Genomic DNA, 13,752 nt, shown 5'->3' with positions numbered 1-13,752 from the left:
AAAGATAAGAAGAAAAATCATACAAAATAAATTAAGATATTGACATTCAATTGTTTATAACTATGAAAACAAACATGTTTTAAAATATTGTAAATTCGTCTCCCCGACTTTTCGGAGGGGGCTCAAGGTTTAAGTTGGGGACTTATTTAATTTTAAATTTTAAGGTTTAAGGGGAGTTATTTTATAATTTTAAAAAATAATATTCCCGTACTTAAACCTTAAAACTTAAACCTTAACACTAACCAGATTATGCGTGTTTCGATCCTTCTCATAGCAATCCTTTCCCACGGGCTGCTACTGGCCCAGTATAATGCTTTACCCGATTGGATTTCCACGCCGAATGGGCATTATGCCACAGGGCTCGGCCTTGCAGATATCAACGGGGATGACTGGAAAGACATAGTTGTCGCCAACGGCAATGATATGCTGAGGCAAGGATTGGTGGTGTACTATAACCAGGGTGATGGCACTTTCCCATTGAACCCTGACTGGCAGTCGGGCGATATCGATTACCACGGGCACCTGGCATACGGTGACCTCGACCATGACGGGGATATTGACGTGGCCGTTTCCGTCTATATCGGAGAAACGGGCTTTTCAAGTCCCGGTAAACTGAAAATCTATTATAACCAGGGTAATGAGCTGGAAAGCATTCCATCCTTCCAGTCTGATCCATTTTACACTTTCAGCTGCGCCATGGGTGATGCGGATAGCGACGGCGACCTTGATATCGCTGCTGTCGCTGGTGAACCTTATGGCGGCCTGCTGGACCATGGAAAGATTTTCATTAACAACAACGGTACTTTCCAGCCAATGGCAGACTGGGAATCGTCAATTGAAATGGGCGCCCTGGATGTTGAATTCGGTGACCTGGACCGCGATGGTTCGATGGACCTGATCTTTGTCTGTGAAGGCACACCAAATTTCATCTATCTTGCCAATGACCTTGGCGTGGTTGATGAAGTGCCTGACTGGGAATCGGCAGAAAGCCTGAATTATATCAATTCGGTGGATATAGGTTATTCCGGGACCAGCTCCATCGTGGTTATGACTGAAAACGACCAGCTGGGGGGTAATGGCCAGGTAAGGCGGTACGATTTCAGTGATCCGCTCCCCGTTTCCAGTCCGGCTTCATGGTATTCACTGCCATTCGGCTATGGTTCAGGCATTTTTTTAAATGATGTAGACTTTGATGCTAACCTTGATCTGATATATGGCGGGTGGTGGCTGCCTGTCAAGATTGCCATGGGCGATGGGTCAGGATTTGAATTGAATTCCTCCTACACTTCTTCCACCGCTTCGGTTGTCGAAGCTATCCAGTTGGCTGATTTATCACGGGAAGACGAGCAGGTCATCAATGAATCATTTACCATCGCTTCAAATCTTAATAACACCCATACCATCGTATTGGGAAAACAGATTGTGGAAGGAATTGAAGATGTACAACTCAATGGCATCGTGGTTCCTCCTGAAGATTACTGCCAAATTCCCGGCAAATGCTGGGTATCATTCTCTTTCCCTTTGAATACAGGAGATGTTCTGACAATATGGTATAGATACAGCGGCTATCCCGACATGGTGGTTACTAACTGGGATTCAAATGAAGGAAATTATATCTTTTACAATCAATGGTGGGGTCCGGGTATTCTTGAAAAAACAACAAAAAATGTAAACAGTTTGCAGATATATCCAAACCCGGCAAATGAATTTATAACAATAGACGGGCCAGGGATTTCAGGCAATAACAATTTTTCACAGACCGGTGATTTAATATTGCAAATATATAATAGCCAGGGAATGGCAGTATATTCAACCAAAACCTTTATCGAATCGGATTATATCCGGGTTGATGTTTCAGCTCTCCTGTCCGGGCTTTACCTGGTAGTGACAAATCAAAGTGGTCTTCTTTCAAGTGGGGTACTAATTAAGTACTAATTTTTCCCGATCTTTGATTGCTAATTGCAAATTTTTATGACCAATCGCCAGGCCGTAATCGTCGGGGCTACATCAATCAGTTTGGCTGCCACGATGTGGGGACTGGATGGTGTGGTACTTACACCAAGGTTGTATAACCTGGATGTTGGTTTGGTAGTCTTCATCCTGCATGCATTGCCGTTTCTCCTGATGCATTCCTTTCTTTATCAGCAATATAAGTACCTTAAAAAATTTTCCCGCCAGGATTACCTGGTCATCCTGCTCATTGCATTGTTTGGTGGGGCAATCGGCACATTGTCAATTGTTAAAGCCTTGTTCCTGATAAATTTCAAAGAACTGAGCATTGTCGTCCTCCTTCAAAAACTTCAACCGGTCTTTGCCATCAGCCTGGCCGCATTGATACTGAAAGAAAGACTCAATAAATATTTCATTATCTGGGCATCTGTAGCTCTTCTGAGTGGTTACTTTCTGACATTCGGGCTGGAAATCCCTGAATTAAAAACCGGTTCGAATACGGCAATTTCTGCCATGTATGCCCTGCTGGCAGCTTTTTCATTCGGCAGCTCAACGGTATTCAGTAAAATGATCCTGCAACGTTACAGCTATAAAACGGCGACTTTTTACAGGTACGGATTCACAAGCCTCATCATGCTCCTGTATATAACCGTGTTTGGAAAAACCGTACAATTTGATCAGGTCACCACAACAAACTGGATTATTTTTCTTGTAATTGCTTTCACGACCGGGAGTGGCGCTATTTTTCTTTATTATTTCGGGCTAAACCACATCAAAGCCTCGCTAGCGGTGATGTGTGAGCTATTCTTCCCTATTTCAACCATCGTCTTTGATTATATTTTCAATGATTCCAGGCTATCCCTTGTGCAATGGATCAGTGCCGGTTTGATGGTTTTTGCGATCATCAACATTAATAAAACCCAGCAAACTGAAAAAACTTCACCCTGACCTTTCTATTGATTCTCATTTTCACTATATTTGTTTACAGATAAATTTAAATCTTATGCAATGAATGAGCATGATGACTTAAAAAATGTTTTTACAGGATCCGTTCTGGAAGCTGAATTTATTAAAAGCCTCCTTGAGGAAAACGGCATTGGTGCGATGGTTCGCAATACCATGGGCGAAAGCCTTGTTGCAGGGTGGGTTTCGGGTGGACCAGAAGACGCCGGCCTGGTGTATGTTATTGAAAGCCATGAACCGGAGGCGAAAAGACTTATCGAAGAGTATATTAAAAGCAAATAATGGCTGGCCATGGTCCAAGCTCTGAGATAATAGTCTCGGAAAGTTTGATATTGAAAATTCTCAGGCAGGAGTCAGCCAATATTATTTTTCAAACTATCGACCTTAATCGTCATTATCTCCGCAAATGGCTCCCCTTTATCGACAACACATGGAAAGCCGAAGATACGGTGAAATATGTAAAATCTATTATCCAGTACTCGGGGCCAAAGCGTGACGTCGTTTATGAGATCTGGCATCAGAACGTATTTGCCGGGTTGATTGCCCTTAAAGAAATAGATCATTGGAATAAAAGAGCCGAATTAGGTTATTGGCTTGACCCCCGCTTTGAAGGGCAAGGAATCATGACCTCCTGCTGCATAGTCATTTTGAATTACGCTTTTATAAAATTAGGAATGAACCGTATTCAGATCAAAGCCGGAATTGGAAATGCCCGTAGCAGCAGAATCCCGGAAAGGCTTGGGTTTAAATTTGAAGGTGTTGAAAGATCAGGAGAGAAATTCGCAAACCGTTACATCGACCTGGAGGTTTACAGTATGCTTAAAAAAGAATGGTCATTATAAATCGCACCCATGCTATTGTTTTATTCATGGCACATATCAATTAAACATGATTAAATATCTGAACATCCTTTTCGTCATTCTACTCTGTTCCTGCTATATTAAAGACTTACCGGCACAAACTTACCAGGTTTCAGACGAGTACCTGGTAATTAACGCAAGAGCAAATGATCCGTTGTACACGACCTATACGGCCTCAATGGACCGTTCCAGGCTTTATGGAGATAAAGGATATAAAATGGTTTATGATGACAGCAACAGTCCTTTAACTTATGGAAGCGAGTATGGCGGCCGGTTCTTTGCCCTCTGGGAAATCAATAGTGTTGTTGTTGATCATACCGGGGATTTTTACTGGAAACCAAAAATTAAGGCATCGTTTCCGGATATGGCTATTCTTGAATATCAGCCATGGCCGGGATTGAAGGTTGAAGAAGCCTTTTTTGTTTACAGTTCGCAAGTGGCTTTAGTTGATTGCTTCCTGACAAATACTTCAGAAGAAAAATTGAAGATCAACCTATACCCGGTTTTTATGGATGCGGATTCCCTTCAAATATTTTCTTACCATCATGAAAACAATTCATATTACTTATTGCATTACGAAACTAAGAAACGATTGATCAGCAATCTACCTGATAAGTATCCTTACCCCACAAATCTCAGGGATATTTTCATGGGAGGATTTACTGCCTATTCACATGGTGGTTACAAGGGTGATATGAAAGATTTCTATAACAAAATCAAAACCGACTTCTATTCGGAAGAAAGATCAGATTCCCTGAATCTGCTTGATTCAGGTTATATCGATTTCGTTTCTCTGCATGGCCGGTTTGACCTGGAACCCGGGGAAAGTATTAACATTCGCTACTGCCGGGGCATACAAGGCCGGGATGAAGACCCGGCAATTCTGGAAGATGAGATGCAAACAGCGTTAAAATCGGATATTCAGTCATTTATTGATATCAATACCCGTTTATTTGCACATATTCCCCGCATCTTATTCGACAGGCCTGAAAAGAAGATCATTTACCTTTCTGCCTTTAATTTGGCCAGGGGCTGCATGCTTCCGCCTTCAGGTGAAACAAGCAATAATTTTTATGCGTTTTCCCGGGAACCGCTCTGGGGTTGGGGTCATGGCCACCAGGTTCTCCATGAATCGTTAAGCATGTTGTCTTATGTTTATCTTGACCCTGTTTCGGCACAGAATTCCCAGCGCGTTTACATGGAACAACAGGGCAAGGATGGCCTCATTGCATACCGTCATGGCCCGCGCGGTGCTCAAACTTATCCGCACAAAGGGTTTCCGACCACTTCAGCGCCATTTTACAACTGGATCAACTGGGAAATTTACAAGGTAAGCCAGGACAAGGAATTTCTGCATGATGCTTACATTAGTGGCGTGAAGTACGTGGAATGGCTTGATAAAAACAGGGACGCAGATAAAGATGGCACTTATGAGTGGGGACCTTACGGAATCATAGAAAATGTAAGGGATTGGTACAATGCCGTTTTCCAGGTTTCCGCAGAACGTTTTCTTGATGTAGATAAGGAAGATATCTCTGATGAATTGGAATGCCTTGACTTAAGCCTGATGATGGTGAAAGAAATGCGGTGTCTTTCTGAGATGGCCTCTGAACTAAATAAGAAAATGGAAAGTGGAAATTGGGCGACAAGGGCTGATAAACTTTCGGAACTTATCAATGAAAGGATGTGGGATGAGTCAACCGGTTTCTTTTATTCTGTCAACAAGGTTGATCATAGCTTCTTTTTTATGTCGAGGGATTTAAAACGCCAGGAGATCATTGGTTTTTTGCCACTTTGGGCCCAGGCAGTTTCAGATGAAAGGGCTGAAAAATTAGTCAGGCAACTGACGGACCCGGATAAGTTCTGGCGGAAATATGGCGTCCCTACGCTGGCGGCGGATGATGAATGGTACAGCCCTTATGTCGATTATTGCTGTAAGTGGAACGGACCGGTCTGGCTGCTATGGGACTACATGGTCTTTGAAGGGCTGATAAATTACGGTTATAATGTCCTGGCAGAAGAACTGGCAGGTAAAATGCTTGATGCCGTTGAATTGCAGCTTTCTAAGAACCATAATTTCTGGGAATCTTACAGCCCTGATAATGAAGTGTTGAATTGCCCCTCTAACTATATATGGGATACGATCATCGCCAGGTTGATGATCGACCTGGAAAAAATTTCACCCTAATTCTTACGCATCATGAGAAGCCACGCTGTAATTGCTTTAACTGTATTAACTCTAGCTTTATTTTCCTGTCAGCCAAAAGTTAAGGAAGTACCCCTTATCGGGAAAAAAGAACTCAAACTGGCAACAGACCGCTTAACTCCTGAAGTTTTATGGTCACTCGGGAGAGTGGGGGAATTTGAGGTTTCACCTGACCGCAAGCAAGTGCTTTTCAGCATCACTTATTATGATATTCAGCAAAATAAGAGCAACAGGGAACTCTATCTAATGTCTGTTGACGGCTCAGATTTAAAGCAACTCACTAAAACGCCTGAAAATGAGTTTAACTATCTCTGGCGCCCGGATGGAAAAAAGATTGGATTTCTTTCAACTGCAGGCGGCAGTGCCCAGATATGGGAAATGAATCCCGATGGTTCCGTTAAAAACCAGATCAGCGATTTCGAAGGAGGCATTAATGGGTTTAAATATTCCCCGGATTTTAAAAAAGTCGCCTTTTCTGCTGAAGTTAATCTCAAAGAAAAGGACTCACAAGATTTATTTGAAGGTTTACCCTTTACAAGCGGAAAGGTTATTAACAAGATGATGTTCCGTCATTGGGATGAATGGCGTGAGACATACAGCCATTTGTTCATTGCTGACCTGGCTGGTGAAAAGATGACCAATCCGGTCGATATTTTAGAAGGTGAACCGTTCGATTTCCCGAATAAACCCTTTGGCGGAATGGAACAGCTTTCATGGCACCCTGACGGAAAATTGCTCGCATATTCCTGTGTAAAGAAAGAAGGCAAGGCATACGCCATATCAACTAACTCCGACATTTATATCTATGACCTGGAAACAAAGCAAACCGTTAATTTCACTAATGGAATGATGGGTTATGATATGGCGCCGTTGTACTCACCTGACGGGAAATATATTGCGTGGTCGAGCATGGAACGCGATGGTTATGAAGCCGATAAGAACAGGATCATGGTTTACGGCCTGGAAACGAATTCACGTGTGGATTACACGGGTTATTTCGACCAGGATGCAGAACACCTGGTATGGGCAGATGACAGTCAATCCATCTATTTCCTGGCTTATTGGTATGGATCCAAAGAAATTTTCAATCTTAACCTGAGTGGAACATTCACCCAACTCACCAGCGGAATTCACGATTTTACCGCTGCTCAACCTGCCGGTGACCGGTTGATGGCCACGATGATGACGATGGCCTTACCGACCGAGATATTTTCCGTCCCTGTTGCCGGTGGACAGGAAACACAGCTCACTTTCACGAATAAAGATATCCTCAGCCAACTCACGTTGGGCAAAATTGAAAAACGGTTTATACCTACTACAGACGGGCAAAAAATGCTGACCTGGGTCATTTATCCACCACACTTTGATGAGCGGAACCAATACCCGGCACTGCTTTACTGCCAGGGAGGTCCGCAAAGCGCCGTCAGCCAGTTCTGGTCGTACCGATGGAATTTCCAGATGATGGTAGCCAACGATTATATTGTTGTAGCCCCTAACCGGCGTGGCGTTCCCGGGTTTGGCCAGGCGTGGAAAGAACAGATCAGTGGTGATTATGGCGGGCAGAACATGCAGGATCTGCTGACTGCCATTGATGTAGTATCCAAAGATCCTTATATCGATGACCAGAACCTTGGAGCTGTAGGAGCCAGTTATGGCGGATTCACAGTTTACTGGCTGGCCGGGCATCACGAAAAAAGGTTCCGTGCTTTCATCGCTCACGATGGCATGTTTAATATGGAAAGTGCTTATTTGGAAACCGAAGAACAGTGGTTCCCAAATTGGGATATGGGAGGAGCCCCCTGGGATAAAGATAAGCCCGTTGTGCAGAAAAGCTATGCAAATTCTCCACACCTATTTGTAAAGAACTGGGACACACCTATTTTAATCAGTCATAGCGAAAAAGATTATCGTGTTGTTGCAACCCAGGGAATGATGGCTTTTAATGCAGCCCAATTATTGGATATCCCATCCCAAATGATCTATTTTCCCGATGAAAACCATTGGGTGCTCAAACCCCAGAATGGAATCCTCTGGCAAAGGACATTCTTCAAATGGCTTGACAGGTGGCTTAAACCGCCAAAAAACCAGGCATCCTTCAGCAATTGGACGGCAGGTGGGGTGAATTCTGTTGCATTCTCGGTTATGGGCAAATTTTCAGCAAACTATAAGAAAGATAAGCTTACCTGGAACAACAACCTTAACCTGATTTACGGAATGGTGAAGAACCAGAATGAAACCATGAAAAAGAGTGCGGACATTATTGAACTTATTTCAGTAGCCGGCCATGACATCTCTAAGAAATGGGCATTTGGATGATAAGATCTTAGCTGCTCTCAGGTCCAGATCCCGGGAAATCCGGGCCGATATCCTGCGCAGTATAACCGAGGCCGGTAGCGGCCATACAGGAGGGTCTCTTGGCCTGGCAGATCTCTTTACAACACTATATTTTCACGTCTTGAAGCATAGGCCGGAGGATCCATCCTGGGCGGATCGCGACCGGCTTATTCTTTCTATCGGTCATGTTGCGCCGGTGCTATATACGACCCTGGCACATGCCGGATATTTCCCCCGTGAGGAACTATTGACCCTGAGGAAGTTCGGATCAAGACTGCAGGGGCATCCGGGTCGGGATCATGGTCTTCCCGGTCTCGAGCTGTCAGCCGGCTCACTGGGACAAGGCCTTTCAGTAGCAGTCGGAATGGCTATTTCTGCTAAAATGGATATAGCAGCATGGCGGGTTTACAGCGTTCATGGCGATGGGGAAATGCAGGAAGGCTCAATTTGGGAAGCTGCCATGAGTGGCGGCTCATTATAAATTGGATAACCTGATTGCCTTCATTGACCGTAACGGTGTCCAGATCGATGGAAAGACATCCGATGTGATGGAAATAGAACCATTGGAACAGAAATGGAAAGCATTTGGATGGGAGGTTTTTATGTGCGACGGGCACGATCACCGTCAAATTTCTGATGCTGTCGATAAGGCAAAAGAGACAAAAGGCCGGCCTTCGGTAATCATCTTAAAAACCATCATGGGTAAAGGAGTGAAAAGTATTGAAGGAGATTACCACTGGCATGGGAAAGCACCGACAAAGGTGGAATTAAAGCAATTCCTGGAGGAACTATTATAATTCCAAATTCCAAGTTTCATTTTTCCGTCTTCTGACTTCTGTCTTCTGTCTTCTGTCTTCTGTCTTCTGTCTTCTAATTTCGTATCATTTAAACCACTAATTTTGCAAATTCTTTTTAAAAACGGGGATGTTCAGGGAAAAAGAAAATATCGCATCGGGAGGTGCTGTTATCGGGACCGAGTTTCTTGAAGTCTTCGGTGCGAGGGTACATAATCTCCAGAATATCGATGTAAAGATACCGCGGAATGCACTGGTGGTGATCACGGGCCTCAGCGGCAGCGGCAAATCCTCCCTGGCTTTCGATACGATATATGCAGAAGGGCAGCGGCGGTATATGGAAACTTTTTCTATTTATGCCAGGCAATTTATAGGAAACCTTGAAAGGCCTGATGTCGATAAGATCAGCGGGCTTTCCCCGGTAGTTTCCATAGAACAAAAATCAGTCAATAAAAACCCAAGATCAACCGTCGGAACGATCACTGAGGTTTATGATTTCCTCCGCCTGCTCTACGCCAGGATTGGAGAAGCATACTCATACGTCACCGGCGAAAAGATGGTGCGTTATTCGGAAGACCAGATCATCCGTCTGATCAATGAAAAATACCACAACCAACCACTGATCATCCTGGCCCCCGTCGTCCGCGGCCGCAAAGGCCATTACCGGGAGCTGTTCGAGAATATCCGCAAGATGGGATATCTGAAAGTAAGGATCGACGGGGAAGTCAGGGACCTGACCTTCGGTATGCAAGCTGACCGGTTTAAAGTACATGACATTGAAATTGTGATCGACAGGATAAGGCTTGATGGAGCTATAGGGACCGGATTACGGCTAAGACAGTCGATCCAGACAGCTCTGAAGCATGGCAGGGAAGCGCTGATGGTACTGCACGCTGAAACCGGCGAGATCCGGCCTTTCAGCCGCAAGCTGATGTGTCCCGTTTCAGGCATTTCTTATGATGAACCTGAGCCCAACACTTTTTCTTTCAATTCCCCTTACGGTGCCTGTCCGCATTGCAACGGCCTCGGGAACATTACTGAAGTTGATATTAAGAAAATCATTCCCGATCCCAATAAAAGCATAAGGAAAGGTGGGATCTCCCCTCTCGGGGAATATAAGAACAACTGGATCTTCAGCCAGATGGAGGCGATAGGTTACAAATACGGATTCAATCTTGACACCCCCGTCAAAGATATCCCGGAAGATGCCATCACTACTATTCTTTATGGTTCGGAAGAAACGGTGCATGTAAAAAAAGAATACCTCGGGGTGACATCATCCTATTCACTGAATTTTGAAGGGGTGATCAACTTTATCAGCAACCAGTTCACTGAATCGTCTTCCGAAGGTATCCGCCGATGGGCGACATCTTTCATGAATAAGGTCCCCTGCCCTGTTTGTGAAGGCGCCAGGTTAAAAAAGGAATCACTTCATTTTAAGATCGACGGGCAGAGTATTGCCGATGTTTCCCGGCTCGATCTGCTGACCATGAGCGAATGGGTCAATGTGTTAGAAAATAAGCTGGAAGAGCGCCATCAGGTGATTGCCCATGATATTATCCGGGAGATACGCAACCGCTTGCAATTCCTTCTCAATGTAGGGTTGGATTACCTTTCACTGGAGCGTTCTGCCAGGAGCCTCTCAGGCGGTGAATCCCAGCGTATCCGCCTGGCAACCCAGATCGGCTCGCAACTGGTTGATGTGCTTTACATCCTTGATGAGCCGAGCATCGGGCTGCACCAGCGCGACAATATCCGTCTTATCAATGCTTTGAAGGAGTTGAGAGATATCGGAAATTCGGTGATTGTGGTCGAGCATGACCGGGAGATGATCCTGTCTGCCGACTGGGTTGTCGATATTGGTCCCGGTGCTGGCCGGCATGGCGGGAAGATCGTGGGTACGGGCGTACCCGGACAAATGATGGATTGTCATACCATCACCTGCGATTATCTTTCAGGCCGGAAAAGGATACCGGTGCCGGCACAGCGGCGTGAAGGCAATGGTAGCTGGCTTATCCTGCAGGGCGCCCTTGGTAATAACCTGAAAAACGTCACACTCAGCCTGCCATTGGGAAAGTTTATCTGTGTGACGGGAGTTTCCGGCAGCGGGAAGTCATCATTAATTAACGAAACATTATATCCCATCCTCAGTAATTATTTCTATCGTTCCAGTCAGAAGCCACTTCCATACAGCTCTATCGCAGGCCTTCAAAATATTGATAAGGTCATCGAGATTGATCAGTCGCCGATCGGAAGGACGCCACGATCCAACCCGGCCACTTACACCAAGGTTTTCGATGAGATCCGGAAGCTATACGTCCAGATCCCGGAATCTAAAATACGGGGTTACACGCCAGGTCGCTTTTCTTTCAATGTAAAGGGTGGAAGATGTGAAACCTGCAAGGGCGCGGGCCTGCGTGTGATTGAAATGAATTTTCTGCCCGATGTTTATGTCGTTTGTGAGTCTTGCAATGGCAAGCGTTACAACCGGGAAACCCTCGAAGTGCGTTACAAAGGCAAGTCGATCAACGATGTCCTTGACATGACCATCCACCAGGCGGTTGAATTTTTCGAAAACATTCCTTCCATCATCCAAAAGATCAGGACATTGCAGGATGTCGGATTAGGCTACATCACCCTGGGCCAGCAATCGACTACTTTATCAGGTGGCGAAGCACAGCGTGTGAAATTAGCATCGGAGCTGGCCAAGCGAGATACCGGTAAAACGCTGTATATTCTCGATGAGCCCACCACCGGGCTGCATTTTGAAGATATCAAAGTCTTGCTGGAAGTACTTAACCGGCTAATCGAACGGGGCAACACGGTTTTAGTCATTGAGCATAACATGGATGTGATCAAAGTGGCTGACCATATCATCGATTTAGGTCCGGAAGGCGGCGAGCGAGGCGGTCAGATCGTCTGCGAAGGGATGCCGGAAGAGATTATTCTTCACCAGGGCAGTTACACGGCAAAGTTTCTGAAACAGGAACTTCTCAGGCAATAAAAAGGTCGCAAGTACTCAAAACCTTTATCTTTGCGGAAGTTTGCGTTTTTGCTATTACGTTGTTACGCAAAGTTTCACAAAGCAAGCACAAAGGAGCGCTAAGAATAGAGTAATTATTTACTTCAAAAAGAAAATAAAATGATCCCTGACCTGAGCGAAGATGAAAAAAGACAGCAGGCGTTCCAGCAGAAAAGCTGGCACGAGATCAAGACCTATGATTCCTGGAAGATTTTCAAGATTATCTCTGAATTTGTTGAAGGTTTTGAAAAACTGGGACGGATCGGGCCGTGTGTTTCCATTTTCGGCTCTGCCCGCTCAAAACCCGGCAGCAAGGATTACAAAGTAGCTGAAGAGATAGCTTATCTTCTCACCAAGAAGGGTTTCGGCATTATTACCGGCGGTGGTCCAGGTATCATGGAAGCCGCCAACAAGGGTGCTCATTTTGCCGGCGGAAAATCGGTCGGGTTAAACATTAACCTGCCTTTCGAACAAATGCCCAATCCTTTTATCGACCCCGATAAGCTGATTGACTTTGATCATTTCTTTGTCAGAAAAGTGATGTTCATGAAGTACGCGCAAGGCTATATTGTTTTACCCGGCGGTTTTGGGACACTCGACGAGATGTTTGAAGCCATAACCCTTGTGCAAACCCATAAGCTGGTAAGTTTCCCTATAGTACTGGTTGATAAGGGTTACTGGGGAGGCCTGGTGAAATGGATCCAGGAAAAACTGGTTGCTGAAAATAAAATCGGTGCGGAAGATTTGAACATCTTCCAGCTGGTTGGCACAGCTGAGGAAGCCGTCAGCATTATCGATGAGTTTTACCAGAAATATGCCCTCAAGCCTAACTTCTAAGACGTGAGTCGGTGGCGATTTGAAACTTGAAACTTGAAATTTGGAATATTTTCCTATGATGAACCGCCTCAAGATAGAGTTGCTGCCAATCGAAGAAGATGGTTATCACATTTTTTTAGATGCGGTAATCAATGGTGAAGTTGCGAGACTGCTTATAGACACGGGTGCATCGCGAACCGTTTTCGATGAGGAAAGGATCAAAGCATTTCTTAGTCTGGAAAATCATAGCTTCGAAAAGATAGATAAGCTTTCTGCGGGTTTGGGAACCAATACGATGGAAAGCCATTCCGTTATACTTGAAGAATTCAGGCTGGGAGAAACCATTTTTAAGGAATACCAGGCTGTGGTATTGAATATGGAACACGTGAACCATTCATACAGGATGCTTGGGCAGAAGCCGATTGACGGCGTTTTGGGGGGAGATCTTCTGCAAAAGCTCAAGGTTGTGGTTGATTACAGGAAGAAAGAGGTTCGATGGAGGATGAAACCAGTGAAATGTGAAGAGTGAAAAGTGAAGAGTGAAACTTGAAATTAGAAACTTGAAACTTGAACTTTGAACTATTAATTAATATCTGGGATAAAATTCGGAAGATTCCTTGCGGGTATCGGCATAATTACTATTTTTGCAGTCCTTTTTAAATAAGGCATATTATTGGAGAGATGGGAGAGTGGCTTAATCCAACAGTTTGCTAAACTGTCGTACCCGATTAGGGTACCGGGGGTTCGAATCCCCCTCTCTCCGCGAGGAGAGTGTGGAATTTGAAACTTGAAATTTGAAATTCGTTT

At 44.7% G+C, this 13,752-nt stretch carries 9 protein-coding genes, 1 tRNA gene and 1 pseudogene; all 11 read left to right on the top strand.

The genetic code is table 11. From position 1 onward, the window contains the following. Nucleotides 1–249 precede the first annotated feature (249 nt). Nucleotides 250–1,935 carry a T9SS type A sorting domain-containing protein gene (locus tag M0Q51_12870; protein ID MCK9400866.1) on the top strand — a complete coding sequence of 562 codons (1,686 nt, stop codon included), beginning with the start codon at nt 250–252 and terminating at the stop codon, nt 1,933–1,935. 36 nt (nt 1,936–1,971) lie between these two features. Next, on the top strand, nt 1,972–2,898 hold the full coding sequence (locus M0Q51_12865; GenBank protein ID MCK9400865.1) for a DMT family transporter: 927 nt from the start codon (nt 1,972–1,974) through the stop codon (nt 2,896–2,898). Nucleotides 2,899–2,958: 60 nt separating this feature from the next. After that, nucleotides 2,959–3,195, top strand: coding sequence for a DUF2007 domain-containing protein (locus M0Q51_12860; protein MCK9400864.1), 237 nt, complete (start codon nt 2,959–2,961; stop codon nt 3,193–3,195). A 50-nt stretch (nt 3,196–3,245) separates the two neighbouring features. Beyond that, nucleotides 3,246–3,755 (top strand): GNAT family N-acetyltransferase, encoded by a 510-nt coding sequence (locus tag M0Q51_12855; GenBank protein ID MCK9400863.1) that lies wholly within the window; start codon nt 3,246–3,248, stop codon nt 3,753–3,755. Nucleotides 3,756–3,801: 46 nt separating this feature from the next. After that, a complete protein-coding gene (locus M0Q51_12850) occupies nt 3,802–5,961 on the top strand; it encodes a hypothetical protein (GenBank protein MCK9400862.1) in 2,160 nt (719 codons plus the stop codon). A 12-nt stretch (nt 5,962–5,973) separates the two neighbouring features. Continuing rightward, on the top strand, nt 5,974–8,295 hold the full coding sequence (locus M0Q51_12845) for an alpha/beta fold hydrolase (GenBank protein ID MCK9400861.1): 2,322 nt from the start codon (nt 5,974–5,976) through the stop codon (nt 8,293–8,295). Next, nucleotides 8,264–9,110: pseudogene (locus M0Q51_12840) on the top strand (transketolase). Before M0Q51_12845 ends, M0Q51_12840 begins: the two are co-directional and overlap by 32 nt. A 127-nt stretch (nt 9,111–9,237) precedes the next feature. Further along, entirely contained in the window at nt 9,238–12,111 is a 2,874-nt protein-coding gene (gene uvrA / locus M0Q51_12835; protein MCK9400860.1) for an excinuclease ABC subunit UvrA, read from the top strand. 138 nt (nt 12,112–12,249) lie between these two features. Beyond that, nucleotides 12,250–12,966, top strand: a complete 717-nt coding sequence (locus M0Q51_12830) for a TIGR00730 family Rossman fold protein (GenBank protein ID MCK9400859.1) — start codon at nt 12,250–12,252, stop codon at nt 12,964–12,966. A 55-nt stretch (nt 12,967–13,021) separates the two neighbouring features. Further along, nucleotides 13,022–13,474, top strand: a complete 453-nt coding sequence (locus M0Q51_12825; GenBank protein MCK9400858.1) for a retroviral-like aspartic protease family protein — start codon at nt 13,022–13,024, stop codon at nt 13,472–13,474. 146 nt (nt 13,475–13,620) lie between these two features. Continuing rightward, nucleotides 13,621–13,708: transfer RNA gene (locus M0Q51_12820), tRNA-Ser, on the top strand. Nucleotides 13,709–13,752 lie beyond the last annotated feature (44 nt).

The sequence above is a fragment of the Bacteroidales bacterium genome (assembly GCA_023229505.1).
In the GTDB taxonomy this organism is placed as follows: Bacteria; Bacteroidota; Bacteroidia; order Bacteroidales; family JAGOPY01; genus JAGOPY01.
Note: the sequence above shows the minus strand (reverse complement) of the source record. Positions and strands in the feature narration are given on the sequence as shown.